Source organism: Streptacidiphilus albus JL83, from assembly GCF_000744705.1.
GTDB classification, from domain to species: domain Bacteria; phylum Actinomycetota; class Actinomycetes; order Streptomycetales; family Streptomycetaceae; genus Streptacidiphilus; species Streptacidiphilus albus.
The window spans coordinates 9,726,084-9,751,848 of sequence record NZ_JQML01000001.1; the positions used below are offsets into that span (position 1 = coordinate 9,726,084).

Genomic DNA, 25,765 nt, shown 5'->3' on the forward strand with positions numbered 1-25,765 from the left:
GGATGTCTCGGCCGCAACCTGCGACGACAGTGGCCCACGGGTCATGATGTGCAAGGATCGGGCCATGAGTCCTGTCGTGCACCGTGTCGTGGTCCTGGCCCTGGACGGGGTCATTCCCTTCGAACTGAGCCTGGCCTCGCGGCTGTTCGGTGCCGCCACCGATCCGGAAGGACGGCCGCTCTACGAGGTGGTCACCTGCTCGCTGGACGGCAGGCCGGTCCGGACTTCCGCCGACTTCTCGATCACCATCGGGCACGACTCCTCGGCGCTGGCCACCGCGGACACCGTGGTGATCCCGTCCGCCGAGGAGTTCGCCGAGATCACCGGCCCGGACGCACTGCCGCACCGGGTGACGGAGGCGCTGACCACGGTGCGGCCCGACACCCGGATCGTCGGGATCTGCATCGCCACCTTCGTGCTGGCCGCGGCCGGCCTGCTGGACGGCCGGGCCGCGGCCACCCACTGGTTCCACAGCGCCCGCTTCCGGAGGCTCTACCCCGGGATCGAACTCGCGCCGGACGTGCTGTTCGTGGACACCGGCCGGATACTGACCTCCGCAGGGGCGGCGGCCGGCATCGACCTGCTCCTGCACGTGATCCGGAAGGACCACGGCAGCACGGTCGCCAACCACGTCGCACGGCGGTGCGTCGTGCCGCCGCAGCGGGAGGGCGGTCAGGCGCAGTACGTGGAGCGGCCGGTGCCGGAGAGCTCGGACAGCGGGACGTCGGCCACCCGCGCCTGGGCGCTGGACCGGTTGCACGAGCCGCTCCAGCTGGAGGATCTGGCCAGGCACGCGGACATGAGCCGGCGCACGTTCACCCGCCGGTTCCGGGCCGAGGTCGGGCTGAGCCCCGGCCAGTGGCTCACCCAGCAGCGCGTCGAACTGGCCCGGCTGCTGCTGGAGAGCAGCGACCTGCCGGTGAGCCGGGTCGCCGAACGCGCCGGCTTCGGCACCGACGCCGCGCTGCGGCAGAACCTGCACGCCGCGATCGGCGTCTCGCCGGGCGCGTACCGGCGCACCTTCCGGGCCTGATCGTCGACGGCGGCACGCGGGGCACGGGCACATCCCGGGGTCGTGGAGCCCTCGCTCTTGTCGGTGATCGATGACGCTTGATCGCCTCAGCCCGGCAGAAGGACGGTATCCAATAGGGCGCCGTTGCACCGGCCGCCTGGGCAACGGTGGACCGTTCAGGAATCACCGCTGCCGCCGAAATTCTCGGCGCGGGCGCCGGTTCCCGATATCCTGCACCGCTTTTCGGCGGCGGCGGCGAGCGGGCGCTCGCCGGACGTCTGCGAGAGCACGGCGTCCCAGCGGTGCGGCACGTCCAGCGACCGTCCCGCGCCCAGCCTTCGGATCAGTAGTCCAGGACGCGCCTGAGGTAGGCGGTCCTGGCCGCGATGGCGAGTTGCGAGACGGCCGCCTGCGGCGCGGCTGTGGCGAACGCGTGCCACGCTCCCGGCCACACGTGCAACTCGACCGGGACTCCGGACCGGGACAGCCGCGCGGCGTAGTCGATGGTCTCGTCCCGGAAGGTGTCGACCTGGCCGGTGTCGATGTAGGTGGCAGGCAGCCCGCTCAGGTCCGCCGCGCGGGCCGGAGCCGCGTAGGGCGAGACCTCGGGCCCGCCCCTGGCCGTCCCGAGCAGGCAGGTCCATGCCGTCAGGTTGGCCCGGCGGTCCCAGAAGCCCTCGCGGTCGAGTTCCTGGCTGGACGCTGTCCGGCAGCGGTCGTCGAGCATCGGCGCCTGCAGCATCTGGTGCGCCAGGGCCGGGCCGCCGCGGTCCCGAGCCAGCAGCGCCGTCGCCGCCGCCAGCCCACCGCCCGCGCTGGTACCCCAGATGATCAGCCGGTCGGGGTCGATGGACAGCTCGGCGGCGTTGGTTGCGACCCACTCCAACCCGGCATAGCAGTCCTCGACGGGTGCGGGATGGGGATGCTCGGGCGCCAGCCGGTACTCCACCGAGATCCCGACGACGCCGAGAACATCCACCCACTCGGCGAGCACGTGGGCGAGCTCCCACTTGTTGCCGGAGATCATGCCGCCGCCGTGGGTGTGGTAGACGCAGGGGCGTGAGCCTGTGCCGCGGGTAGGACGCATGATGAGCAGTGAGATCTCCGGCGCCCCGGCGGGACCGGGCACCGTGCGTTCCTCGATCTCGACGGCCCCGCCCCGGCGCAGTGCGGCCGCGTCGGCCCTGCCGGGCACCGTCGCGTTCATCTCCCGGTAGGCGGGGATGTCGGCCGGCCCGAGCCAGCCGAGCTCCCGCACCTCTTGCGGATAGGTGGCCAGGATCGCGGCCAACTCGGGGTCGAACGGTGGTCGGGAGTACATCCTCGGAGCCTTTCTTTCGTCAGCGGTTCGCCCGCCCAGTGTCCTTGGGGGCCGCCGTCCGATCCACCGCCGGACGGCTCATCCTGTCCGCCATCCGGCGGATATGATCCAGTAGTGGAAGAACTGCTCCAACGGCTCTCGGCACTGGATCCCGCCGCCGGGGACGCGGTACGCGCCATCGCGTACTTCGACGCCCTGGTCGAGCAGCGGGCCGGGCTCGACGCCTTCGTCAGGGCCGGGGCCATTCTCTCGGGCTGCACGGCCGGGCTGGCCGATCCCGACCGACACGTGCTGGTGCGCATCCACCCCGACGGCCACCGGTTGGAACCGGCGGCGCACATTCCCTCCTGGCCCGACACCGCACTACGCGGCACGACCGCAGGCCGGGTCTGGCTCGAACGCACCGGCGTGTCGCTGCCCACCGACGCCATCGTTCTCGAACGCCTCGCGGCCGGGGCGGGCATCGTCCTGGACCGAACCCGCGGCCGGGCCGCCACCCACGACCCGGCCGGCGTGGAAGTGCTGCTCTCACCCGAGGCCACACCCGAGGCCCGCGCGCTGGCCGTGCGCAGACTCGCCCTTCCTGCGGCGAGATTCAGGGTCGCGGCGCTGCTGGGAAACCCGGACGATCCAGCGATCAGCCGGTGGAGCACCCGACTCGGACGCGTGACCGCCGCCATCGTCGTCGACACCGCGGCCGGGCCCACCACGAGCCTTGGACCGGCCATCGGGACCGAACACGGACCAAGGGCCGGGCTGGGCCCCGCCGTGGAAGTCAGTGGACTGCCGCGCTCATGGCACGGAGCGCTGACGGCGCTGCGGCTGACGGCCGAGACCCATGGTCCGCGCCACCTCGCCTACGACGCCCTGGGCGGTCTGGCCCTCTTGGCCGAGCACGTCTCCCCGCAGAACGCGCTGATCGAGGATGTGCGCGCGCTGCGCGCGGCAGCAGGAGCCGGCATCGGCGCACTGGAGACCCTGGCGGCCCTCGAAGCCCACGACAGCCTGCGCCAGGCCGCCGCCGCACTGCAGCTGCACCACTCCTCACTCCAGGCGCGCCTGCCCAAGCTGACTGCTGCCCTCGGCTTCGCCCCCGACACCCCGCACGGACGCACACGCCTCCATCTCGCCCTGGCCCTCCACCGGCTCAACCTCAACGGTCCCCTGCCCTAGCCACGGGCAGCAGTGGCAGTCCTCGGGAGCGACCGAGTCGGTCCACCGGGTCGGCGGTGGCAGGGGCGGGAGCGCCGGACCGTCGAGTTGTCGTCAGGCCGGTTCCTCCCGGGCCCCGGTTCGGGCTGCGGCCGCATCCACCATCAGCCCGACAAGCGTGGGCACGGTCGACGGCCGGTCCTGCGCCGAGGCGGACCGGAGCAGGAGTCTGCCCTGCGCGAGGTCCTTGAGCTACGTCGAGGTCGTAGCCGACGAGCAGATCACGCGCCACCCTGGAATCAGGCGGGACCACCAGGCTTCGGTGGCCTTGCGACTGATCGTCACCAACTCGCCGCCGTAACGGAGTTGATCAACTCCGCAGGCCGGGCCGGGATGGCCGGAGGGCGGTGTCGTCCCCCTGAAACCACCCCGACCACTGGGCAGTGCCGCTGGCCGCTTGGGGACCGCTACCGTCCACCAGCGGGTGACTCTGTCGTCTGCCACCCGGGAGATCCAACTGCCCCTTGGCAGTTGAGCACGGCGAACCGCCACGACCCGTCGGCCGACCGGCGGGCGACGGCCATCGTCGTTCCGGTCGGCGAGATCCGGGTGCCGTCCGGCAACGTCGCCTCAAGGTCCCAATCGACGATGCTCAGGGCCGTGCCGCCGCCGATCAGGGTGGACCTGGGCTTGTTGGTCAGATGCGCCTGCGCCGCGATCGTCCGGACGGCCTCGGCAAGCAGCGCCTCCTGGTCGGCGAGGACTTCGCCGTTGAAGGTGCGCATCGTCGCGTCCTGGTGGAACAGCGCGAGGACGGCATCGGCGTCCCCGGCGTTGAGCGCGTCCGCGTAGGCGAACGGGAGGCGGGCCGGGTCGTCGATCCGGGAGTTGACGGGTTCCTGGCTGCTCATGGCTGGCTCACTCCTCGTGCGGGTTCGATCCGGAATCCCCGGTGCCGGCGCGACCGTCGAGCGGTCGGCCGGGTCGACCGGGCACACCAGCACGGCCCGATCGCCGACCGAGGCCACCGGCGCTCCGGCCCGAGGTACCTTGAGTCGGACGATATCGCGCGCTGCTGATCCCACCATGGTCGCCCCCTGCCCTCGCCGTCGTGGGACGCCCCTGCGCAACGCCCCTGTGCCGGTGGCACGGTGGAACAGGACCGGTAGCGAGGTTGTCGCTGACCTGCCCGGAGAAGGCGGTCGGATCTCAACCAAGGGAGAGGGCTGAGGCAGCCGGCCCGGCTGCGGCCGCCGGGGCTGTCAAAGCCGTCCTGGCCGACTGTCTGCGGGCGCTCGGCCCCGACCGCACGGTCACCCGGAGCGCCGACCATATCTTCGGACACTGGTAGGTGAGGGCACGCTTCGCGTAGCCGGCCGCGCCAGCCACCTGCACCGCGTGTTCACCCAGCACGCGGGGTGAGACCGTCGCCGCCCGCTGGGGCGTCCATCGCGCCTCCGGCTTCAGCCGGGCCTTCCGGGCCGCGTACGGCCTCTCGCCCAGCGAGCAGCGGCCATCGGGCACTGTCCACACACGCAGGCGAGTAGACGCACAGCCAGGGCACTGGCGAGGTGGGACCGAAACTGCCGGCCCACTTTCGTGGTGCGGATTCCGGCGGCCGCCCCGGCGCACGCGCAGGCGAGCCCACGCCTCCTCGTTGTGGCCTCTACTTGGTTTATCCACAAGGCAGTTGAGGCTGCGTCGGACGACTTCGGTGGCAACGATTTCCGGTCGAGTTTGTCGCCGCGGCCTCCGTGGAAAGCTCCTTGTGTGGATGAAATTCGACACTTGGGGACGAAACCCTCAGGAGTTGTGCCTACCATCACAGGAACACTCCGATTCTTTCAGTGATGGGTAAGGCGTTCATGGCAGAGGTATCAACCACCAAGTTCGATTCGGTGATCGCGGGAATTCGCGGCTACCTCGGGGAGCAGTTGGGCGAGTTGGAGCGTGAACTCGACGAAGCCCGACAGTCGCTGGCCGAGCTCCGCGAGCAACTCGCGGCCAAGCAGTCGTCCATCGAGGTCCTGGTGGCGAGCCGCGACCTGTTGGCGACGAAGTTGAGCGAACTCGACGGAGCGATGACGGGGTCCGCTGTCGTCGCACTGCCGCGTCAGTCGCGCGCCGAGACCGAGCAGCCGACCGCGCCGCAGGCCGAGGTCGTCGCGGTGGCCGAGAGCCCGGTCGAGACCTCGGCGGAGTCCCCGGCCGAGACGTCGGCGGACGCGGTCGAGGAGAAGTCGGTGACGACGGCGGGCAAGCCCAACGCCGGTCAGCGCCAGGTCCTGGACTTCCTGGAGGCCACGCCGGGAGTGCATCGGGTGTCGGAGATCGCCACCGGCGTCGCCGGCCCGGACGCGGGCAACGCGGCGGCCCAGGCCGTCCGCCGCGCCCTGGCCGCCCTGGTTCAGACCGGACTCGCGACCAAGTCCAGCCAGTCCGGCACCGCCTTCTACTCCGCGACCGAGGCCGAGAGCCCGGCCCCGGCTGCCGCTGCTGCCGCGATTGCGGAGACCGCTGAGACCAGCGCGCCGACTGCGACCGCCGAGTCCGCCGACACTGCCGAGATCGCCGGGTCGGTGGAGTCCGCGGAGTCCGTGGAGGAGGTCCCGGCCGCGCCCGCGCCCCGTCGGGCACGCACCCGCAAGGCGGCGCCGGTCAAGGCGAACGCGAAGCAGACCGGTCCGAAGAAGGCCGCGAAGCGCCGCCCCGCGCGCGCCACTGCCGCGACAACTGCGGTGGCGGAGGAGGCAGGCGACGAAGCGCCGGCGTCCACCCCCCGGGTCCGGAAGACCCGGACGGCCAAGGGGCGCGCCGCCGCCGAGGCGCCTGCCGCCGAGGTCGCCGCGCCGACCGGTGCCGCTGAGAAGTCCCTGCGTGCCGACCGCGCCAAGATCGTGGCCACACTGCGGGCGGCTGCCGATCCGCAGTCCGCCGGTGAGGTCTCCCGCACGGTGATGGGCGACGACTGGCGGGCCTCGGACGCGACCAACTTCCGCCAGGTGCTGAAGAGCATGACCGCCGAGGGACTCGTCGCCGAGCACCACGGCGAGAAGAACCGCACCCGTTACACCGCGACCACCGAGCCTGATGTCGGCGCCGGAGCCGGCCGTGCTGGTGCCCGCGCGTCACGGGGGCAGTCCGCTCCGCGGAGTTGACGTCGAGGGTCCGCTCCACCGTCACTCGCCGCCGGCGGGGTCTGCCGGGACCGGGTCGTTCGCGACCCGTGCACATCCCCGTCACTCCCGCCGGCGCGGACCGGAGGCTTCTGAGGTGGGCCGACAAAGGGGTGTTCGCGTCGGAGGCGCCGGTCGGGGATCCGAGTGGCCGCGCGGTTCGCCTTGCGAAGGCATCCTTTTGGCGGATCCGACGCGTCCGCCGCATGGCGGGTACGCGGTGAGATTCCCAGTGCGATTCCCGCCGCGCCCGGCGCGGCTGTCCTTCAGGGCAGGAGGCCGTGCTGCCAGGCCAGGGCGACGGCGTGGGAGCGGCTGGCCGCGCCCAGAGCCGCGAACAGTTTGCGCAGATGGGTCTTGACGGTGTTCTCGCTCACGGTGAGCGTTCGGGCGATGTCGCGTGCCGAGGACCCCTCGGCCAGTGCGCGCAGCACGGTGTGCTGCGCGGGTGAGAGCCGAACCGGTGGTCGGTTCTCGGGCACCAGCCCGGCCATGACGCCGCGCTGGTAGGCGCGGTGCACCATGCCGGCCCTGCTGCCGGTGCCCAGTGTTCGACCGGCGCGCAGCAGGGTGCTGGAGACCGTCGCCCGCTTGACCCCCAGGGTCGCGGCGATCTGCTCGTTGGTCTGGCCGCGCGCGGCACCGGCGAGCATGTGGACCTGGCGAGGCGACAGGCGGGCTGCGTGGCCCCGGTCGATGCGGGCGTGGAGGCTGGAATCAGGCACATTTTGATTGTGCGCCGCCGGGACGTCTGCCTCCACTCGGGGGACGCGGCCGTCCCCTGGCGCAGCGGCCGCCTCGCGGCGCCGACCGGGGGCGGGCGACACCAGGACCGTCGGCACCCCACTCCACCTGCGGCCCACCCCGATCCGGCGGGTGCTCTCGGGCCTTCCGCTCGTCAAGGTATCCGGGAACAGCCTGCCCACCGTCCGCTGGCACGGCTCGGACGGTTCCACCTGCGCCACGCCGCTGTTCCTGCTCGCCCCCGGCGGCGCCTCTCGTCCCAGCCGCCGGCAGACGGCGCACCCGGCCACGCTCCAGGAGTGGGCCGCCGAGCGTCAGGCCGCCGAGGGCTAGCCATGGCGGACAAGGGATGGCCGGGCCTGCAACGGTGCGGCGCACGGTACGTTCCTCGTGTGCAGGGACGCACCCCGTCATGGGCTCCGACGTACGAAAGGTGACGAGGTTTCGATGTCCGAACCGTACTCCGCGATGGCTCGGCTCCAGCTCTCGCCGACCGCGCTGAAGAGCTACCTCGCGGCACCGGCGCGGCCCACGTCCTGTTGGTCGGACTGGGCTGAGATGTGCGGTCGCGAGGACGCAACGGGGCAGCAGAACGGTCTGCCGTTCTCCCTGCACGGTGAGATGGACTTCGCCTGCGCCGACCGCTGGCTGTCCGAGGGCGACTACCGCAGTCAGCTGCGCGCCATCGTGGGGAGCGCCGAACTGCCGTCCCTCGCCCGCTTCCACCACGACGAGGACGGCCTGGTCACCGTCACGAACCTCACGGTGGGGGCCGAGTGCTTCCGCAGCCCGCTCTGGTTCCTCGCCACGGTCCGTGGAGCCGCCGACCATGTGGACGGCCCCGGCGGGCTGGCGGTGATCCGCAACTGCCTCTGGGGCGGCCCGAGGAGCCGGCACACCATGGCGGTGCTGCGGATCGAACCGGGGCGGTCGCGTTTCCTGCACCCGGTCAACGACGCCGGGGCCTACCTCGACGCCGTGCGTCGGGCCGACGCCGCCTTCGACGGCATCGGCCTGTCCGGCAAAGGGGAAGAGCCGCCCCCTGCGGACGACGGTGGGGCCCCGGCCGACCTCGACCGCGTCTGAGCGCCCTGCCCGGACAGTCGGTGCCGGGCGCCGCTGCTCCGTCCGTGCCGCATAGACTCCGCCGGAGCGAATGCAACTCCGATGGAAGCGACCCTCGACGTGGACAATCAGGACCGCCAGCGCAGGGCCCTCGCCGACTTCCTCCGCAGCCGGCGCGAACGCCTCTCGCCGCAGGCGGCCGGCGTCCAGACACCCCTCGGCCGGCGCCGTACCAGCGGCCTGCGCCGCGAGGAGCTCGCCGCGCTCGCCGGGGTCAGCCTCACCTGGTACACCTGGCTCGAACAGGCCCGCCGCATCAAGGTGTCCCGCCAGGTGCTCACCAGTCTGGCCGGCGTCCTGCAGTTGGACCCGGTCGAAGCCGAGTACCTGTTCAGGCTGGCCGGTGAGCTGCCGGAGGCGGCCGAGGAGGAGCCGGGGTGCGACCGGCCGGAGGTCCCGGCCGCGTATCTGGGACTGCTGCGCCTGCTGGATCCGCTCCCCGCCGTGATCGCCGACCACCGCTTCGACGCGCTGGCCTGGAACGGGGGTTTCCCCGTGCTGTTCCCGCACTTCGAGGAACTGCCCGAGGACGAGCGGAACCTGCTGCTGCTGACCTTCGACGAGCGGTCGCGCGACCTGTACCCACAGTGGGAGGAGCACGCGCTGCACACGGTGGCCCTGTTCCGGGCCCAGGCCGCCGACCGGCTTACCCAGCCGTCCTATGTGCGGCTGCTGGAGCAACTGGGCCGGCGCAGCGAGTCCTTCCGCGACCTGTGGCAGCGGATGGACCTGGAGGCGCCCGCCCCCGCCCAGCGCTCCTTCGACCACCCGCTGCTCGGCCGGATCGACCTGGACTACGTCAAGCTCCGGCTCTCGGACATCGACGCCACGCTGGTGATCCATCTGCCGCTGGCCGGGGACGGGGTGCTGGACCAGCTCCGTGACCTGGTGAACGAGCGCAGCGGGGCAGGTGTGTCGTCGCCCGCCATGACCGCCATGACCGCCATGACCGCCACCATCGCCACCAGTGCTTCCGCCGTGACCGCCGCTGCCCTCGCCGCCAGTGTCGGGGCGCTGCTGCGGTGACCCCGCTGATCCTGGTAGTGGCGCAACCAGGATAAAAAGCCGACTTCTTGGGCTGCCGGACGAGGTACATCCTCATTGCTGTGGGGCCGCGGAGATTCACCGCGCAGCCCCGGCACCATCCGGATCCTGTTCCATGGAGGAGAAGAACCATGCCTTCCCACGCCCTCACCCAGGCCCGTGTCGTCGTGATCGGCGGCAGTTCCGGCATCGGCCAGGAGGTGGCCCGCCAGGCCGTCGAGGCCGGCGCCCTGGTCACCATCGCCTCGCGGTCCCGGGACAGGCTCGACCAGGCGGTCAAGGCCATCGGCGGGAGCGTCGAGGCGGCGGTGGTCGACGTCACCGACGAAGCCAGCGTCAGCGCCCTGTTCGACGGCATCGAAGCCCTTGACCACCTCGTGGTCTGCCCCGGCGACATGGCCGTCGGCCCGGTCGCGGAGGTCACTGCGGAGGACATCCGCCGATGCCTCGACACCAAGATCGTCGGCCAGCTGCTCTGTGTCCGCCACGCCGTCCCCAAGCTCTCCTCCACCGGCTCGGTCGTGCTGATGTCCGGCGCCGCCGGGTTCCGGGCCTATCCCGGGCTGAGCGTCACCGCTGCGGCCAACGCCGGCATCGGGGCCATGGGCCAGTCGCTCGCGCTCGAACTCGCGCCGTTGCGCGTGAACGTGGTCGTCGCCGGAGTGATCGACACGCCCCTGTGGTCGAGCCTGCCCGAGGACGCCCGCACGGCCCTGTTCGAGCAGACCGCCCGGACCACTCCGGTCGGCCGGATCGGCCGACCCGAGGACGTCGCCTCCGCCGTCCTGCAGGCCCTGGAGAACACCTTCGTCAACGGCTCGCTTATCCATGTCAACGGCGGCGGACTGCTGTAGCCCGTCGTGCCCGGGGCCGTTGTGGCCCGGGGGGAGCGCCGGGCAGCTCGGGCGTGGTTCCAGCCGGTACGGGCGCATTCGGGCGGGCCCGTCCGGCTGGACCTGCTCCGCGCCGTCCACCGGGGCCGGCCGCCGGGCCCCGGCGCTGGCAGGCCCAATCTCGGTGAATCCCAGGGCGATACGCGACCGTGCACGGCTCGACGTATGGTTCGACCTCACGCTGTGACGAAGGCCTGCTGGCGCAACGTCAACTCCGCGCTCGCTTCGCGGCGCCGCCGTGGAGGCGGGCCGTTCGCTCAGAGGGGCTGGTCGCCGTGGAGGCGCAGCACCTCCGGCTGCGGCAGTTGGCGCTGCAGCCGCGCCAGGGCCGTCGACTGCTGTGCCCGCAACCGTGAGAGGCCGGCGTCGTAGTCGTGTTGGACGGCGCTGAGCTGCCTGCTCCACCGCTGCTCCGCGCGGGCCAGGGCATCGGCGTAGGAAGCCTCCAGGCGGGTGCTCAGCTCCCGGTACTGCTGCTGCCGCTCGGTGGTCATGGCCTGGTACTCCTGGCAGTACACCTCGTGCTGCGCCGCGATCTGCCGAGTCTGCGCCAGGACCCGGTCGGTCACGTCGCGACGGATCCGCAGCCGGCGCCGGTAGTAGCGCGCCATCGCCACGGTGAACCCGGCGAGCAGCACGCAGGTGACGCTGAGGAAGATGACCACTCCGGCCTCCGTTGAATCGGGAGCACCATCGTGCCGCGCCCGCTGCCGATCCGAGCGGACCCTTGTCCATTTCCCCGGCCGATCGGAGTGTTCATCCCGGCCGCGGGCTGCGCATATGCTCGGACTGTGCAGCCACTCCCTGCCCCTCCCGGCCTGTTGCCGACGGCGTTCCCGGCCGAGCTCGCCGACGACGTCCAAGCGGTTCTGGCGGTCATGCCCGCACCCCGGTTGCGGCCGGTGGCACCGTTCCCGGTGGTGCTGCAGGGCCGGCAGGTCGCCATCCCGGGACGCATCTACAACGACGAGCCGCCGCCGGAGTCCGTTGCCGCCCTCTCGTCGCGCCGGCGACAGGTGCTGCACTGCCTGTACTCACGGCACTGCGACGGCAGGGTCAGGCAGCGCCACCTGGCGCGGATCCTCGGTTCTCCGGACCCGTGGGTCTTCCCGTTCGTCGTTCAACTGGTCGGCGAGTACGTCCTGGAGATCCTGGTCGACATCAGGGACGGGCTTCGGGGCCTCGGTATCCCCGGGGATGCTCTCCGACTCGCCTACGGGGAGTTCCTCGTGGCCAACCCGGCCTTCTTCGACCGGACTCAGCGGCGGGTCGTGAGCTACTGGAGTTGCTACTACTGCTCTGCCTTCCGGAGCTTCCAGGGCTACCCCGGCTGCACTGTCCTGGACCTTCTGCGCTCCGCCGCTGCCGACAGCGCCGGGCGCCCCTGGCCCAGCCTCGCCCCGAAGGGCGCCGCCGGGCTGGACGGGTACTGCTGAGGTGCTGCGCCACGCCGCAGGTCACCTCTGCGCGGCGCCCGGTCTCGGCACTGCTTGCCAGGTCGCCCGAGTCGCCTTCCGGTCATGGGCGCATAGGCGGGGCACGTTTGGGCTGATCAGGCGGGCTGGGCGGATGCGGTCCCGGAGTGCCGGCGGCGCGCCGGACGCAGGCCGGGGGCGCAGTTCCGCTGGTCGGCGTCGCGACGGGGGCGGAAGGGAACCGGCTCGGGGCCACCGCGTCCAAGGGGACATGAGCAGACCACGGATCGCAGGGTTCATCGCCGCCGTCGCCGGTGTGTGCATCGCACTGGCCGGATGCTCCTCGTCCTCGCCGGGGGGATACCGCCAGGGACCGATCCTCGGCGATGTCTACTACCGCAGCTCGGACCACACGCTGCATGTGCTGTCATGCGGTGCCGAGTTCCGGATGACCCAGTCCGCGAAGCAGGTCACCATCGTGAGCGCCAGTCGGGTCCACCCCAGGGGCACAGGCTCCTGCAGGGTCTTCGACTTCACGCTGCGGCTGTCGGCGCCCCTCGGTGGCCGCCGGGTGGTCGACGGGTCCACCGACAAGGCGGTACCGGTCAAGGACTGGGGCCGGAACCGGCCCACCGCTGCCGAGACGCCTGCGCCCTCGCTGTCGACGAGGAGCTGGCCCCGCCCTCGGCGCGATACCGTCGCGCCATGGCTGACATCCGCTTGACGACGCCCTCCTTCCTCGTCCTCGGCATCATCGACAAGCTGGGCGAGGCCAGCCCCTACGACGTCAAGGTCGAGGCCGCGCGGACGGTGGCGCCCTTCTGGTCGGTGCCGCACGCGCAGGTGTACGCGCAGTGCGATCGGCTGGCGGAAGCCGGTCTGCTGTCGCAGGAGCGGCAGGGAGGCGGGCGCAATCGGCGGCTGATGCGGCTGACCGCAGCCGGCAAGGCGGCGCTGGAGGGGTGGCTGGCCGACCCCGCCTTCGTCCCGGTCGAGGCGCGCGAGCGCGGCATCCTCAAGCTCTGGTTCGGGGCCCGGCCGCAGACGCTGGCGCCGGTGCAACTCGACGAGCACCGGCGCGGACTGGCTGAGTATGAGCAACTCGCGGAGGGCGTTGGTGAGTTGCTCACCCGGGGGCAGCGCGAGGCGCTGGAGTTCGGCATCCGCTACGAGCGGATGATGGTCGACTTCTGGCAGTGGGTGGAGGACCGGGGATCGGCCGCACCCCCGGACTGACGGCCTTGCGGCCCCGGCGATCCGGTCGCGAATTGACCCCGTCCGCGTCGTTGACCGTCGGCCGGGGCGCCACTACGGTCTCGATAGTCCAGAAAGGACTATCGAGGGTCGTGGTCGAGGGGGCTGCCGTGAACCGTCTGCACAGCGTCGCCTGGGGGAGGGTGGCCGCGATCGCCGTGGTGGTGGTCTCCGTGGCCTACGCCCCGATCGCGATGACCGAACTGTGGCCGTACGCACATCCCGGCGCACCGGCGCTCGGGGAGTCGATCCTCGCCCACGCGGTGTCACCGAGCTATGTGGCCAGGGCCTTCGCGACCCGGATCGCGCCGTACCGGCACAGTCTGGTCCCGATGATCGTCCACTCGGTCCTGGGCGGCGCACTGATGCTGCTGGGACCGGTCCAGCTGGTCTCGGCGCTGCGCCGCCACCGCCGACTGCACCGAGTGACGGGTGTGGTGTTCGCACTGTCGGTGTACGCCTGCATGACGGCAGCCGGGATCTACCTGGCCCGCACCGCCCCCGCCGACGCGTTCAGCGGTGCGGCGTTCTGGATCGTCCTGGCCACCATCCTGGTCGGCACCGTGCTGAGCGTGACCTTCGGTATCGCCGCCGCCCTCGGCCGCTTCCCCGACCTGCACCAGCGCTGGATGCTGCTCTGCTACGGCTTCCTGATGACCGCTCCGTTGCTGCGGCTGGAGTGGGGCGCGCTCCCCGTCCTCTTCCCGGGGCTGTCCATGGAGCAGATCAACCGAATAGCGATCATGCACCTCGGGTCGGTGGCCGCCTTCGGCGCCCTGCTCGCCGCCCGGGCCATGGACCGGCGCACGGCGGTACCGGGGGTGACCGGCACCTGGGTCCCGCGCCCGGTGCTGCTCGCCGCGCACCTGGCCGGCGCGGCCGCCCTGGCCTGGATCGTCCGCTCCTACCTGGGCACGGGCGCCCAGGGGCACCGGCTGCTCGCCGCGTACCTGCTGCCGTACGCCGCGACCTACGCCGTCATGCTGGCCCGGCAGCGGCGCGCGGGCCGCGAGGGGAACGGATGGGCGCGCGAGGAGTGGCGGCTGCACCTGACCGCGCTCTGCCTGGCGCCGGGGCTCTCGGTCGGCGCGGCGCTGCCGTTCCAGCGCGGGCTGGGACTTGACCGACTGACCGCACTGTCCGCAGGGATCACCATCGGCTGCGGCGTACTGGCGTTCACGGCCACTGCCGTGGTCAGCCTGCGTGTGATGTACGGCAGGGAAGCGGTCAAGCGGGAGCGGATGACGGCCATCCGGCCGGGCGCAGCGGACGCCGTTCGGGCCGGAGCGCCGGCAGTGGCCGTGCCGTTGGTGGCGGACGGGTCGCCTACGACAGCTGATGCCACGACAGGTGATGCCATGACAGAGCGCGGATGAGGGAGAGCAGATGAGGGAGCAGACGAACGCGGCCGTCGCAGCGAACGCCGGTCCGGCTGTCCTCGCGGATACCGACGGCGGCCGCGAGCTGCTCCCGGGCGTGGTGGTGCTGTCCGCAGCGGTTGCCGTGGTGAGCATCCTCGTCGGCACGCTGATGGCCGCAGTGAGCCTCAGCGGCCATGTCTTCGGGGCCTGGAAGTCCCCGGGGCCGCTGAGCCAGGGACTGGTCGGCGCGGCGATGCTGGGGGTGGCGCCCGGTCTGTTCGCAGTCGGCCGGGCCCGGTACTGGGAGGAGGCCAGGACCCTGGTCCTTCCGCTGGCCGTGGTGCTGCCGGGCCTGCTCGCGGTCACCCTGCTCAATGCCGGGAAGCTGCAGGCGGCCCGGGGCGGAGAGATCGTCCTGGTCCTGTTCAGCCTCGGTTGGGTGGCCGTCCTCGGCGTGCTCGCCCTGAGCGCCCTCGGCTGCCTCTTCTGGCAGTACCTCAAGCCGGCGCCGCCGCCGGGCCGACCCGCGGTGGCACCGCTGCCGGGCTGGTCGAAGCCGTTCCTGGCGGTACTCGGATCGGCATGGTTCGGCATCGGGGCCGGTCTGCTGGCTCTGCCCGGCTTCTGGGGTGCCTTCCTCCCCTGGCGGGCGGACCGGCCGGACGCCCAGGCGCTCGGAGTCTGGGCGGTCGCGCTCGGCGTCGGCGTGCTCGGCGCACTGGCCGAGGACGACCTCGCCCGGCTGCGCCCCGCGCTGCTCGCGCTGCCCGGCGTGGCGGTGGCCGTGGCGGTGGTACTGGCCGGCCGGGCCACGGAGGTGCACTGGAACTCCGGCCCGGCTCTGTCCCTGGTGACGATGGTCGCCGGCCTGCTGCTCGCCGGCCTCGCCGGCCACTGGCTGCTCATTCGCCGCACGCCGACCCGTCGGCGCGCCCGACCCCCGGTGGCGGAGGAGCTCTGACGGATGCCCAGGCACCCGGTCCTACCCGGGCCGCGTTCCGAACCGATCGCGGTGAGCAGGACCACCGTCCCCTGCCGTCCCGCCGTCCGGACCGGCCCCATCGACTGGCAGACTGGCCCGATGACCGACTACCGCCCGCTGGGGCGTCCTCTCTTCTGCTCGCCCACCACTGAAGGCGCCGAGCCCGCCGACGGACGGCGCCCCGCCCCTGTCGAGCAGGGGGCCCACTTCCTCGCCCCGCCCGCCGACGAGCCCGAGAGCCTGCCCCGCCTGGTCCGCCGCTCGTTCGCCGCCGAGGGCCTGACCTTCTCCGCCCCCGACCAGCCGTAGGCGCGGCGCCCCGGCCGTCCGGCCCCTGCGCCTGCCGCGTATCCGCTGCGGAGCCGGCGCCCGAGACCGGGCGGCATGTCATGCCGGTCCAGTTCCTCGAAGGAGGAGCCCATCACCGCCCTCGCCCTGCCGTGGCGACGGTCTCGCGGTAGAGAGAGGTGCGGTAGATTCCGGACGCGGCCGAGTTGACGACGGTCACCAGCAGTCCGACGGCTATGACCGTCGCAACTGCGGCGAAGAGGACGGCCAGGCTGTTCGCCTCCACCGCGAGGATCAGCACCACGATCGCGCCGATCACGACGAGCGTGGTCGTGACGAGGAGCTTGAGGCCGCCGGCAACCCACCGGCCGAGCGCGTGGCGCCCGAGCGTGAGCGACCGGCGTAGGCCGGCCACGAGTCCGGTCCCCTCGACGACGATGACGGGCAGCGCGAAGAAGGTCAGTAGCGACCAGGAGAGCCCGAGCAGTTCGAAGAGCGCGGAGAGGCCGGCCAGCGACTCCCCGGTGCGCAGCATCGATCCGGCAACCAACGAGAACAGACTCCAGGAGAGAAGAGTGGGCAGACGCCTGCCGGCCGCGCGCAACGAGGCACTCACGGGGAGGCGTTCGCCACCGAGGAGCGCGTGCACGGAGTGCACCAGGGCAGCGGTGAAGACGCTGCTCAGCGCGGAGGCAGTCCACAGCACGAGTGCGATGGCAGCGGACTGGACCCCGGTGGGAGCCTCGTCGTGCACGAACCGGTGCCAAACCCCCTGCAGCAGCAGCGGCCAGGAGGCGGCCAGTACCGCCGCGTCAGTCGCGAGGCCGAGCGCGGGGAAGCAGAGCAGTCCGGGGCGCTGACGCAACACGCGTGCGGCTGTTCGTATGATCCCGCGCTTCATCGTGACCTCTCGCATGCTGGGTGGGTGCGGACCGGGCGCACCCGGCTGACTGCCGGTGTGCGGCACTTCCAGGTATTTCCCTGGGACACAGGCAATGCGAACTGTAAGGAACAGTACTGACAACTCGCTCGCTCCTTTGCGCCAGGAGCGCGGGGAGAATTCGGACACGAATGCCCAGTCCAGGCCAAAGGGACCGGTGGCTCTTACCAATTTCCCTCCCGGGCGGGCGACCCGTACTCGGTCGAACCACGGGTGCGTGCGGGGATCGCCGATTGCGCGCCACTCGACCTGTACGCTTCGATGCAGGTGCACCGTGACCAGGCGCTGGGCTGACTCCCTCACCTGGCCGTCCAACCGCGTGAGTGGGTGCCACTGTCGCCCGCGCGCAGAGCAGCACGGTGTCGCCTGTGCGTCGTGTCGGTATATGGGGGTCTTGTCCGCCCGTGCGGTCGACCGGGTTTCCCGCCGACATCACCCGATCGAGTTCAGTAGCATGACCGAGCTGCCTTGGCCGTGAATGCAGGAGTTCCGGTGGCAGCTGCACAGTACGTGCCTGATTCTGGGGGAATTTTGATACTTCGTTCGCGCCGCGCTCTCGCGCTGCTTTCGTCCGCCGCCACCTTGGCGGCGGGCGTCGTGGGCACTCTCGGCACCACCACCGCCCACGCGGCGGCTCCGGCCGCCGGCGTGCTGGCCTTCCGGAACAGCTCCGGTGAGGTCGCTCTGATCAACAGCAACGGCTCGGGGGAGCGGCTGCTGCCGGCCTTCTCCTACGATGACTTCGGGCAGATCACCTGGTCCCAGGACGGCAGCCGCCTGGCCTCCGTCGGGAACGGCACCTTCCTCAGCAGCCGTCCGGACGGGAGCTCGCAGTTCGCGCTCACGTCGGTCGGCGGCGGCGCAGCCGACGCGGCCTTCGGCTGGAACGGCGGCGCGCTGCTGACCGACTTCGACGGCCAGATCTACACCGAGACCTCCGACGCCCTCCGCACACCCGTACGGCTGATGGGCAACAGCGCGGAACCCGCCGACGTCCAGGACACCCAGCCGAACGTCTCGCCCACCGGCCTGGTCGCCTTCACCCGCAGCACCAACGGCGGAACGGGCAGCATCTGGACGTACAGCACCGGTAGCGGGAAGGCCGCCGAACTCGTCGGCGACGCCTACCAGCCGGTCTACTCCGCCGACGGTTCCACGCTGCTGTTCCTGCGCCAGGTCGACGGCCTGGCACAGGTGTTCGCGATCAGGGCCAACGGCACCGGAACAGCCGTCCAGCTGACCGACGAGGCCGGCAGCGTGCAGGCCGCCAGCCTGTCGCCCGACGGCCGCACGCTCGCCTACGCCAGCTACGACAGCTCCGTCGCGAACCAGGTCATCAAGACCCTCGCGCTCGGCAGCGCCGGCGCCACGCCGGTCACGGTCGCCCAGGGCACCGACCCGGTCTGGCAGCCGTCGCAGACACCGAAGAACTCGGTGTTCGACATCTACGGCACCGGCGGCCTGGGCACCGACGACGCCGCCTCCCGCTGGGACTACAACACCGTCGGCACCAGCAGGTACGGCCTGGTCACCGCCTACAACGCGGTCCTGGTCAACCGCTCGGACTCCGGCGACGCCCCGGCGGCCGTCGCCCTCGCCGCCGAGAAGCAGGCCCCACTGCTGATGACCTCCGGCGGCTCCCTGGACGCCGCCACCGCCAACGAGCTGAAGCGCTCGCTGCACAAGGGCTGGACGGTCTACCTGGAGGGCGGCACCTCCGAGCTGTCCGCCAAGGTCGCCCGCCAGGTCCAGGCGCTCGGCTACAAGGTGGACCGGATCGGCGCGGGCAACCCCACCGACGAGTCGGTCGCCACCGCCCGGGCCACCACCTCCGCGCCGACCTGGATCATCGTCGCCGACGACATGGACTACCGCACCGCGCTGTCCGCAGCCGCGGTGGCCGGAAGCGGCGGCTACCACGGCCGCTTCGTCGTCCTCCTCAACGGCAGTTGGGGCCTGCCCGCCTCGATCGCGTCCTACCTGAACGCCGTCAACCCCTCCGCCACCCACCTGGTGGCGGTCGGCGGACGCAGCATCTACGCGCTGGAGCACACCACCGAGCTGCGCAAGTACTGGCGCTTCTGGACGATCGACAACAGCAGCAACGGCGAGGGGCTCTCCCTGGGCCTCGCCGACTTCTGGTGGGGCGGGGAGGAGGAGGCCACCGTCGTCAACAACACCAGCTGGCAGGACGGCGCGGCCGCGGCCTCGGCGGCTGCGACCTACGGTCCGCTGGTGTGGACCTCGCCGAAGTACCTGTCGCCGGACACCGCCGCCTTCCTGGAGCACGAGTCGGCGTCGATCAACGTCGTCCAGCTCTTCGGGACCGCCGGCTACCCGGGCAACACCCTGTACGAGATCCAGACTGCCGTCGCGGCCGACGCCGCCGGAACCGAACTGGTCAAGGTGCCCAACGGCCAGCCCCCGGCCCTGACCGCCGTCCACTCGGCCGCGGTCGTCCCCGGCTACCAGCCGGTCGCGACCCGCGCCGCCGGCACGCCGCAGCCCCGGCTGAGCGACCCGCAGAGCACCACCGCCAACGGCTGACCCCGGCTCAACGGCAGGACGGCGCCCCGAGCCACCACGGCCCGGGGCGCCGTCCTGTTCCTGCGGTGCTGCGCGCGGCCGGTCGTGCCGGGTCGCTGTCCAGCTCGATCAGCAGGTCCGCGTCGTCGGCGGTGAAGCGGCGCAGAGCCAGCCGTTCGGTCTCCAGGTAGGTGTCCATGGACTGGATCATGCCTGAAGCGGATCGGGCAGCTCAACGGCTCGGCCCGGACACGGTCGGCGAACCGGCGCTGCGCCCCGCCGGGCGATCGGCGGGGCAGCGAAAATCGAGTGGTGCGCGGCGAACGGGGGCGCTAGCGTGCCCGAGTGAATCTTGAACCGGGAAAGACCGTGCCTGCCGTGCCTGTTCCACTCGACGCCGAACTGCAGGTCGCCTATGACGCCTACCTGGCGCAGGAGCCGGATTTGGCGCCGATGAGCGTCGAGATGCTGTCGCAGATCCGCGCGGAGGTCGAGGCCGAGGTGGCGGCGCTCGGTGACCTCAGCGGCGGCGGCCGTTTCACCGTCTCCGAGCCCTCGGTGCCCGGTCTGGACGGCGAGCCCGAGATCCCGCTGCTGATCTGCACGCCCGCCGACGCGTCCGCATCGCGGCCGGTGCTCTACTTCATCCACGGCGGCGGCTTCTTCTGCAACGATCACCGCACCGGGCTCGACCAGGTGCGTGAGACGGCCGAGCGGTTCGGGGCCACGCTGATCTCGGTGGGCTACCGGCTCGCGCCCGAGCACCCCTACCCCGCCCAGATCAACGACGCCTACGCCGGGTTGCTGTGGACCGTCGAGCACGCGGACGAACTCGGCGTCGACCCGGACCGCATCATCGTCACGGGCGTCAGCGCCGGCGGCGGCCTCAGCGCCGCGCTCGCCCTGACCGTGCGCGACAAGGGCGGTCCCCGCCTGCTCGGTCAACTGCTGTTGTGCCCCATGCTCGACGACCGCAACGACAGCGCCTCGGCCGTGCAGATGGATGGAACCGACTTCTGGAACCGCAGCTTCAACGGGTTCGGCTGGAGCTCGCTGCTCGGCGCCCTCCGGGGCGGGGCGGACGTCCCGCAGTACGCTGCGCCCGCCCGCGCCACCGATCTGACCGGCCTGCCGCCCGCGTTCCTCGACGGCGGCTCCGCCGAGTGCCTTCGCGACGAGATCGTCGCCTACGCCGGCCGGATCTGGCAGGCGGGTGGCGAGGCCGAGCTGCACGTGTGGCCCGGTGGCACTCACGGCTTCGACCAGGAAGTCCCCGAGGCACGGATCAGCAAGGCCGCCGTCGCGGCACGCGACAACTGGTTGGAGCGGCTCCTGGCCACCGACTGACGGCCCCTCCGGCAGCGGCCGGTGCCGGGACGGTCGACGGGCTCGGCCCGCCCCTGCGCGTGATGCCGCAGCCGGGTCCGGGGCCCGGACGGACGGCTTCGTGGCCGGGCTCATGCCGGCAGCGCGCGACAGGACGGCGGGCTTCCTGGACGATGGCGACCGATGACGAAGCAGGACGACGTGGCAGTGGTGAACGGGGCGACGGTGACGGGAATGTCGTTGGAGGCATTGGACTCTGTGGCGTGGGACGACCTGGAGACGGCGCATCCGCACGATCCGGTCCAGAAGGTTCCGCAGACGCTGCGTCTGCTCGCCCTGGCGGGGGCGGAGGCGACGGAGGACAGTTGCGATCCGCTCTACTCCCTCGTCACGAGGGACGGGGGACGGACACCGTCCGCTGCAGCGGCCGCCTTGCCGTTCGTCGTCGCACTCGCCGCCGACCCGGCCCTGGGCGCGCGGGTCGCCTTGGTCGAACTGCTGGTCGCCATGCAGGCACCGGCCCTGGCCGATGAGGACTGGACGGGAGCGTGGGCGCTGCTCGCGGATCCGGAGCCGGCGGTGCGGCGGGCGGCGATACCCCTGGCAGCCGGGGTCCCAGCGCTGCTGGAGCGGTGGCAGGTGGAGACGGACCCGACGGTACGGATTCCGCTCCTGCTCGCCTTCGGCGGGGCCGGGGCCGGGGCCGGAACCGGAGCGGTGGCCGATGGGACCGGCGACCCTGCCGAGGACGTTCGGGCAGTGCTGGCACAGGTGCTCGGCGGAGATGATCCGGTGCAGTGGGTCGCGGCCGTGCACGGTTCGGCCGGACTCGACCGGGAGCTGCCGGTCCGGCAGCTGGACCGTTTGATCGAGGTGTTCTCCGACCTCGCGCTGCGTCCACGGTTCGAAGAGGTCTGGTTCACCCCGGCTGTCGACGATCCCTGGGACCGTGAGGACCTGGTCCGCTCGACGGCCGGGCTGCTCGCGCACGACCCCGAGGCTGAACTCTCCTTCGCCGTCCGGCTGGTCGAGGCGGCGGACCGCACCGGGGACGACGCCCTCTGCCGGGAAGCACTGGACCTGGCATGGCGACTCCTCACCGAGCGGCGTTCGGTGGAAGCCGCCTTGCTGCCGCTGGCGGGCCGACTGCTGACCGATCCGCATGCCGACATCCGGCTGCGGGCGGCAAACATCCTTGCGGTGCTCGGCCCGGCGTCGGCCCCGTATGCCGACGGGCTCGCCGAACTGCTCGACGACGACGGGACCGACGCATGCCTCGACGGAGCGGTCGGCGAGATCGCCCGTTGGGCACTGGCCCGAATCGGCGATCCGCGTGCCCTGCCGGGCCTGATCGATCAGCTCCGGGCGCAGGAGGAGGAGCCGGGCCGCTGCTACGTCGTCGATGAGCCGAGGCGACCGGACACCAAGGACGTGCTGATCCCGCTGCGAGCGCACGCGGACGTGCTGCTGCCCGCGATGCGGGAGGCGATCCGGACGGGCGGTGCCCGAGGCGGCGCGACCCGTGGGTTCCTCGACGTACTGGAAGCATGGGGCGAGGACGCGCTGTCGGCCCTGCCCGACCTCCTGCCGTTGCTCGCCCACACGTGGACCTCGATCCATGTGCTCAGGGTGCTGCGAGCATTGGGCCCGGCCGCCGCCTCAGCCGCACCGGCCCTCCGCACCTGCCAGGTGCTCGACCATCCGGGCAACCACCGGGCGGTCGCCGCAGCCGCCGTGCACATCGGCGGAGACCGTGCGGCGGCGCTCCGGTTCTTCGGCAACGAGGTGCTGGCTGCCGGCACCCCCGGGTACGGGCCGATCAGCGACCTGGCCGCCTTCGGCCTCGACGCGGCGCCCTACGCGGACCGGGTCCGGCTCGCCATGGAGAGCAGCACCCACTGGCCACGGCTCAACGCCGCGATCACCCTCCGGTCGATCACGGGGCAGGCCGAACCGGCCGGGCATGTCCTGGAGGAGTTCGTGCTGCCGATCGCCGACGGCGGTGACGGTTTCGCGTTCTTCCGTGTCGCGCTCCAGGCCCTGATCCGCATGGGCGAGATCAGCCCGGCGATCCGGACCGCACTGCTGACGGTCCGGCAGTCGGACCGTCGGCTGTCCACGGACGGGGGATATCCGATGATTCTCCAGGACGAGGAACTGCGCGCCCTGGTCGACCAGGCCCTCGCGTGCGCGGGTCCCCGGTCCGGCGAGACCGGGAAGGCAGCTGCCGCATTCATGATCAACAGTCCCGGGGAAAAGCGCTATGACGACATGTCAATAAAGCAATGCCCGTGAACCTGCGGTCCAGTACGCGGGTCCCGCCGACAGGCGCATCGCCGGGCCCGGACCGGCCAGGCCACCCGGCACCGGTGAGCCGGATCCGCCGGCGTCGCTGTCAGGGGTCGTTGGGATCCGGGTCGGTGGTCCAGCCGCTGCCGCCGAGGGGGTAGACGTAGCGGGGGTCGCCGGCTCGACCGACGGTGCGGAACGGGTTGCCGTTGTCGTCGATGACGGCGGTGCCCTGGCGGCTGCCGCTGCTCCAGACCAGCTCCAGACTCCAGTAGACGTCCTGGTCGGTGGTGGTCGCGTCGATGTCCAGGACCTCGGGCTGGCTGGGGGAGACCAGGTAGGGGAAGGCCGGTGCCGGGACGGTGCTGTCGCCCTGGGCGCCGGTGGTCGGGACCGCCAGCGGTTCCGCCGAGTCCAGGTCGACGGTGAAGGCGGCCGGGACGACACCCCCTCCGCAGCCGACGCCCATGTTGTAGGCGGACCAGTGCGGGGCGGGGCCCGAGTGCCGGGCGTGCACGTAGAGGTGGTGCAGGATGACGGGCTGGCCGCCGGTCCCCTGCACGGTGATCTCCAGGCGCAGGTGTCCGGCGGGGAGCGCACCCAGCGTGGCGGCCCAGTTCTGGCTCTGGTCGGGGTCCGGAGGCGGGGGCACAGCGGCAGGTGATTTCGGGGCGAGGTACCAGCGACCGCAGGGGTCGTCCCAGTTGTTGTCGAGGACGCTGATCTGCAACGGCGCTGCGGTGGCGGCCTGGCTGCCCGCCGCGCGGGAGGAGGCCCCGGACGCCGAAGCCGTCGCGGGAGCCGTCGCCGAGGCCGACACGGACGTCGTCGCGGACGCCGTGGCGGTGCTGCTCGACCCGGGACCGGACGGGGTCCCCCGGGGAAGTCCCGAAGTAGCGCCGGTGGCGGACCTCGTGTCGGAAGTCGCGGCTGCCACCGGGTGCTGTGGCCGACCCGGTGTCAGGAGCGGGAGGCACAGGGCCGCCATGGCTCCCAGGGCTGCGGTGCCGACCATCCAGGGACGGGGTTGCCGGCGGCGGGAACCACCGGCCACCGGTCCGGGGCCGAAGGCCGCGACCAGCGTCTCCTGCCGCAGGCCTGCTCCGCTCGCGGGCGCCGGGCCGGACGGACAGGAGGGGAGGTCGTCGGGGGAGCCGACAGGGGAGTCGTCAGGCTCGGCCGCCGCTCCGGCGGACCTCCGGGCCTCTCGGCGGCGCGAGGCGTCGGCCAGGAGCCAGCTGCGGTGCAGGTCCAGCAACTCCTCCGGCGCCGCTCCGCACAGCCTGGCGAAGCGCTCCACCGGGCCGTACTCGGCCGGCACCGCCGTGCCGTGGCAGTACCGGTGCAGGGTGGAGGTGCTGACGTGCAGCCGGCCGGCGAGCCGGCCGTAGCTCTTGCCCGAACGCTCCTTCAGCATCCGCAGCAGAGCCGCGAACTCCTCTGTCTCGGCCGTCATCGACTGTCCCCGCATTCCGCTCCCGCGTTCCAGGCTCGGGCATCCCCGCAGTTCACAGCCGCTGGGATCGTTCCAGCGTCCCGTACCCGAAGCAGGAGACGCTCCTGGGACGGGAACCGTTGCAGGGTGGTCGCAGCGCAGCCCGAAGTGCCCGAGGGCCGGCTGCGCAGCCAACCGTCGTCACACCTGTCCCAGGAGCCACCATGCGTTTTCCGCACCGCGCCGTCGCCCGCGCCACCGTCCGCACCGCTGCCGCGGCCGCAACCCTTGTCGCCTCCCTGGGAGCCTCGGTGGCCCTGGCCGCGCCCTCCGGCGCGGCGGTCGTCCAGCACCCGGCGAAGCCGGTCACGTCCCTGGCGAGCTGCACCGGAGCCACCGTCAAGGTCACCGTCCGCACCGAGCCCGGACAGCGACTCCTGCTCACCGCCACCAACACCGGCAGGGGCACCTGCCTCGCCTACGGATATCCGTACCTGGGCTTCGGGGACCCCCAGGCCCCGGCCGGCTTCATCGCGGCGAGCATCCCCCAGGCAGTGGTCACCCTCTCGCCCGGCGAGGCGGCCTACGCCCTCGTGCACACCACCAGCACGGGTGGCCAGTACCCCTACACCGCCCACACCCTCAGCATCGACTTCGCCAACCGCGACCAGCGCGGCTCGGTCGGCCCGACCGCCCACGCCGCTCTCCCCGCAGCGGGGGTCCGGGTCGACGACACGGTCCGCACCACCTACTGGCAGTCCACCGCCGCCCTGGCTCTGCGCTGGTAGCCACCTCCCGCCCGCGCGCTCCAAACGGTCGGGCCGCACGCGCCGTTCCAGGACGCGGGCGGCCCGACTGCGATGCGGACCGGCAACTCCGGGCCTGCCCACCATTCAGTCCGCCCCCAGGGTTAGTGGGAGCGGCAAGGGGGTGCCGCAGTGGTATCCGGCGGCGGCCATGCACGGCGACCACCGGGCGAAGAGGACCAGGACACGGGGTCCGCCTGAGGGCCCTGGTAGGCGTTGTCCTGGACGTCACCGATCAGCGTCCCGGACCGCTGCCACCGGAGCCATGGGTCTGGCTGCCGATCCCCGCCTCGGACAGCCGGCCGGATGCCATGGCCCGGCAGCCGCCGGGCGGCACCGCTTTGTGGTCGTAGGAGGAGACTGCTCCGACGAGTACGCCCCCGCCGACCATAGGCATTTTGGCCGGCGCCGTCATGCCCGGAAGCCAGTGCGCAGACTTCGCTCAGGTCAGTCCCGAGGCTCCCCCTGTATAGGAAAGCCTTAACCGGGCAGGCGCGGACTATGGCAACCACACCCCGAACGGACCGCTCCGCCGCCGCTGTTCAGCCAGCCCAACGTTGGGGAACCGGAATGTTCCTCGCCGCCTTGTGGGTCGTCGTACTCGTCGGGAGCGCGTACCTGGTCTGGTTGGTGGCAGGGCGGTAGGTCCCACGGGATTCGGTCGGCGCCGCACCGC

The 25,765-nt window shown here is 72.0% G+C and carries 24 protein-coding genes; 17 read left to right on the forward strand and 7 right to left on the reverse strand.

Features of this window, described 5'->3' with window-relative positions:
* Positions 1–64: 64 nt before the first annotated feature.
* On the forward strand, positions 65–1,033 hold the full coding sequence (locus tag BS75_RS42200; RefSeq protein WP_034092001.1) for a GlxA family transcriptional regulator: 969 nt from the start codon (positions 65–67) through the stop codon (positions 1,031–1,033).
* A 322-nt stretch (positions 1,034–1,355) separates the two neighbouring features.
* Here BS75_RS42200 and BS75_RS42205 read toward each other — a convergent pair whose 3' ends face one another.
* Positions 1,356–2,333, reverse strand: coding sequence for an alpha/beta hydrolase (locus BS75_RS42205; RefSeq protein WP_081983139.1), 978 nt, complete (start codon positions 2,331–2,333; stop codon positions 1,356–1,358).
* 114 nt (positions 2,334–2,447) lie between these two features.
* Between BS75_RS42205 and BS75_RS42210 the strand changes: the two genes are divergently transcribed.
* Complete coding sequence (locus BS75_RS42210; protein WP_034092003.1) at positions 2,448–3,506, forward strand: helix-turn-helix domain-containing protein; 1,059 nt, start codon at positions 2,448–2,450, stop codon at positions 3,504–3,506.
* 446 nt (positions 3,507–3,952) lie between these two features.
* Here the strand turns inward: BS75_RS42210 and BS75_RS42220 are convergent, their stop codons facing one another.
* Positions 3,953–4,396: a YybH family protein gene (locus BS75_RS42220; RefSeq protein WP_034092005.1), complete on the reverse strand. Its 444-nt coding sequence runs from the start codon at positions 4,394–4,396 to the stop codon at positions 3,953–3,955.
* A gap of 954 nt (positions 4,397–5,350) precedes the next feature.
* Between BS75_RS42220 and BS75_RS42225 the strand changes: the two genes are divergently transcribed.
* Positions 5,351–6,643: a hypothetical protein gene (locus tag BS75_RS42225; protein ID WP_042438729.1), complete on the forward strand. Its 1,293-nt coding sequence runs from the start codon at positions 5,351–5,353 to the stop codon at positions 6,641–6,643.
* 284 nt (positions 6,644–6,927) lie between these two features.
* Here the strand turns inward: BS75_RS42225 and BS75_RS42230 are convergent, their stop codons facing one another.
* Complete coding sequence (locus tag BS75_RS42230) at positions 6,928–7,386, reverse strand: helix-turn-helix transcriptional regulator (RefSeq protein WP_152645971.1); 459 nt, start codon at positions 7,384–7,386, stop codon at positions 6,928–6,930.
* 151 nt (positions 7,387–7,537) lie between these two features.
* On the opposite strand from BS75_RS42230, the gene BS75_RS42235 reads away from it, so the two are divergent.
* The 4 genes from BS75_RS42235 to BS75_RS42250 all read left to right on the forward strand — a co-directional run bounded on the left by BS75_RS42235 (position 7,538) and on the right by BS75_RS42250 (position 10,428).
* Positions 7,538–7,738 carry a hypothetical protein gene (locus BS75_RS42235; protein ID WP_034092007.1) on the forward strand — a complete coding sequence of 67 codons (201 nt, stop codon included), beginning with the start codon at positions 7,538–7,540 and terminating at the stop codon, positions 7,736–7,738.
* Between the two features lie 114 nt (positions 7,739–7,852).
* Positions 7,853–8,491 (forward strand): hypothetical protein, encoded by a 639-nt coding sequence (locus BS75_RS42240; protein WP_034092008.1) that lies wholly within the window; start codon positions 7,853–7,855, stop codon positions 8,489–8,491.
* Between the two features lie 81 nt (positions 8,492–8,572).
* Complete coding sequence (locus BS75_RS42245; protein WP_052070467.1) at positions 8,573–9,556, forward strand: helix-turn-helix transcriptional regulator; 984 nt, start codon at positions 8,573–8,575, stop codon at positions 9,554–9,556.
* A gap of 149 nt (positions 9,557–9,705) precedes the next feature.
* Complete coding sequence (locus BS75_RS42250) at positions 9,706–10,428, forward strand: SDR family oxidoreductase (RefSeq protein WP_034092009.1); 723 nt, start codon at positions 9,706–9,708, stop codon at positions 10,426–10,428.
* Positions 10,429–10,724: 296 nt separating this feature from the next.
* On the opposite strand, the gene BS75_RS42255 is transcribed toward BS75_RS42250, so the two are convergent.
* Complete coding sequence (locus tag BS75_RS42255; protein ID WP_034092010.1) at positions 10,725–11,132, reverse strand: hypothetical protein; 408 nt, start codon at positions 11,130–11,132, stop codon at positions 10,725–10,727.
* Between the two features lie 126 nt (positions 11,133–11,258).
* Between BS75_RS42255 and BS75_RS42260 the strand changes: the two genes are divergently transcribed.
* From BS75_RS42260 to BS75_RS42285, 6 genes are all read left to right on the forward strand, one after another.
* Positions 11,259–11,903, forward strand: a complete 645-nt coding sequence (locus BS75_RS42260) for a hypothetical protein (protein WP_034094898.1) — start codon at positions 11,259–11,261, stop codon at positions 11,901–11,903.
* A gap of 250 nt (positions 11,904–12,153) precedes the next feature.
* Positions 12,154–12,606 carry a hypothetical protein gene (locus BS75_RS48965; protein WP_042438719.1) on the forward strand — a complete coding sequence of 151 codons (453 nt, stop codon included), beginning with the start codon at positions 12,154–12,156 and terminating at the stop codon, positions 12,604–12,606.
* Entirely contained in the window at positions 12,588–13,118 is a 531-nt protein-coding gene (locus BS75_RS42270; protein WP_034092012.1) for a PadR family transcriptional regulator, read from the forward strand. The genes BS75_RS48965 and BS75_RS42270 overlap by 19 nt, the downstream gene beginning before the upstream one ends.
* A 128-nt stretch (positions 13,119–13,246) precedes the next feature.
* The gene (locus BS75_RS42275) at positions 13,247–14,512 is read left to right on the forward strand and encodes a DUF2306 domain-containing protein (protein ID WP_231608069.1); all 1,266 of its coding nucleotides are present in this window, start codon (positions 13,247–13,249) and stop codon (positions 14,510–14,512) included.
* A gap of 10 nt (positions 14,513–14,522) precedes the next feature.
* A complete protein-coding gene (locus BS75_RS42280; protein WP_034092013.1) occupies positions 14,523–15,458 on the forward strand; it encodes a hypothetical protein in 936 nt (311 codons plus the stop codon).
* 120 nt (positions 15,459–15,578) lie between these two features.
* On the forward strand, positions 15,579–15,788 hold the full coding sequence (locus BS75_RS42285) for a hypothetical protein (protein WP_034094900.1): 210 nt from the start codon (positions 15,579–15,581) through the stop codon (positions 15,786–15,788).
* 112 nt (positions 15,789–15,900) lie between these two features.
* On the opposite strand, the gene BS75_RS45430 is transcribed toward BS75_RS42285, so the two are convergent.
* Positions 15,901–16,635, reverse strand: a complete 735-nt coding sequence (locus tag BS75_RS45430; protein WP_152645970.1) for a DUF6159 family protein — start codon at positions 16,633–16,635, stop codon at positions 15,901–15,903.
* Between the two features lie 669 nt (positions 16,636–17,304).
* Between BS75_RS45430 and BS75_RS42295 the strand changes: the two genes are divergently transcribed.
* Complete coding sequence (locus BS75_RS42295) at positions 17,305–19,254, forward strand: cell wall-binding repeat-containing protein (RefSeq protein WP_052070469.1); 1,950 nt, start codon at positions 17,305–17,307, stop codon at positions 19,252–19,254.
* 7 nt (positions 19,255–19,261) lie between these two features.
* On the opposite strand, the gene BS75_RS51205 is transcribed toward BS75_RS42295, so the two are convergent.
* On the reverse strand, positions 19,262–19,444 hold the full coding sequence (locus tag BS75_RS51205; protein ID WP_034092015.1) for a hypothetical protein: 183 nt from the start codon (positions 19,442–19,444) through the stop codon (positions 19,262–19,264).
* 158 nt (positions 19,445–19,602) lie between these two features.
* Here BS75_RS51205 and BS75_RS42305 point away from each other — a divergent pair, with 158 nt between their 5' ends.
* Together BS75_RS42305 and BS75_RS42310 are read left to right on the forward strand one after the other, a co-directional pair.
* Positions 19,603–20,580 (forward strand): alpha/beta hydrolase, encoded by a 978-nt coding sequence (locus BS75_RS42305; RefSeq protein WP_034092016.1) that lies wholly within the window; start codon positions 19,603–19,605, stop codon positions 20,578–20,580.
* A gap of 162 nt (positions 20,581–20,742) precedes the next feature.
* Positions 20,743–22,854, forward strand: coding sequence for a HEAT repeat domain-containing protein (locus BS75_RS42310; RefSeq protein ID WP_152645969.1), 2,112 nt, complete (start codon positions 20,743–20,745; stop codon positions 22,852–22,854).
* 100 nt (positions 22,855–22,954) lie between these two features.
* Here BS75_RS42310 and BS75_RS42315 read toward each other — a convergent pair whose 3' ends face one another.
* Positions 22,955–24,304: a helix-turn-helix domain-containing protein gene (locus BS75_RS42315; RefSeq protein ID WP_042438765.1), complete on the reverse strand. Its 1,350-nt coding sequence runs from the start codon at positions 24,302–24,304 to the stop codon at positions 22,955–22,957.
* A gap of 203 nt (positions 24,305–24,507) precedes the next feature.
* Between BS75_RS42315 and BS75_RS42320 the strand changes: the two genes are divergently transcribed.
* Positions 24,508–25,071, forward strand: coding sequence for a DUF4232 domain-containing protein (locus BS75_RS42320; RefSeq protein ID WP_042438717.1), 564 nt, complete (start codon positions 24,508–24,510; stop codon positions 25,069–25,071).
* The last annotated feature ends 694 nt before the right edge of the window (positions 25,072–25,765 follow it).

Bases quoted from the DNA above. Each gene is read 5' to 3' on its own strand.
- BS75_RS42280 (WP_034092013.1), top strand. From the start codon at position 14,523: ATGAGGGAGCAGACGAACGCGGCCGTCGCAGCGAACGCCGGTCCGGCT.
- BS75_RS42225 (WP_042438729.1), top strand. From the start codon at position 5,351: ATGGCAGAGGTATCAACCACCAAGTTCGATTCGGTGATCGCGGGAATT.
- BS75_RS42310 (WP_152645969.1), top strand. From the start codon at position 20,743: ATGACGAAGCAGGACGACGTGGCAGTGGTGAACGGGGCGACGGTGACG.
- BS75_RS42200 (WP_034092001.1), top strand. From the start codon at position 65: ATGAGTCCTGTCGTGCACCGTGTCGTGGTCCTGGCCCTGGACGGGGTC.
- BS75_RS42320 (WP_042438717.1), top strand. From the start codon at position 24,508: ATGCGTTTTCCGCACCGCGCCGTCGCCCGCGCCACCGTCCGCACCGCT.
- BS75_RS42270 (WP_034092012.1), top strand. From the start codon at position 12,588: ATGGCTGACATCCGCTTGACGACGCCCTCCTTCCTCGTCCTCGGCATC.
- BS75_RS48965 (WP_042438719.1), top strand. From the start codon at position 12,154: ATGAGCAGACCACGGATCGCAGGGTTCATCGCCGCCGTCGCCGGTGTG.
- BS75_RS42285 (WP_034094900.1), top strand. From the start codon at position 15,579: ATGACCGACTACCGCCCGCTGGGGCGTCCTCTCTTCTGCTCGCCCACC.
- BS75_RS42240 (WP_034092008.1), top strand. From the start codon at position 7,853: ATGTCCGAACCGTACTCCGCGATGGCTCGGCTCCAGCTCTCGCCGACC.
- BS75_RS42315 (WP_042438765.1), bottom strand. From the start codon at position 24,304: ATGACGGCCGAGACAGAGGAGTTCGCGGCTCTGCTGCGGATGCTGAAG.
- BS75_RS42220 (WP_034092005.1), bottom strand. From the start codon at position 4,396: ATGAGCAGCCAGGAACCCGTCAACTCCCGGATCGACGACCCGGCCCGC.
- BS75_RS42205 (WP_081983139.1), bottom strand. From the start codon at position 2,333: ATGTACTCCCGACCACCGTTCGACCCCGAGTTGGCCGCGATCCTGGCC.
- BS75_RS42245 (WP_052070467.1), top strand. From the start codon at position 8,573: ATGGAAGCGACCCTCGACGTGGACAATCAGGACCGCCAGCGCAGGGCC.
- BS75_RS51205 (WP_034092015.1), bottom strand. From the start codon at position 19,444: ATGATCCAGTCCATGGACACCTACCTGGAGACCGAACGGCTGGCTCTG.
- BS75_RS42250 (WP_034092009.1), top strand. From the start codon at position 9,706: ATGCCTTCCCACGCCCTCACCCAGGCCCGTGTCGTCGTGATCGGCGGC.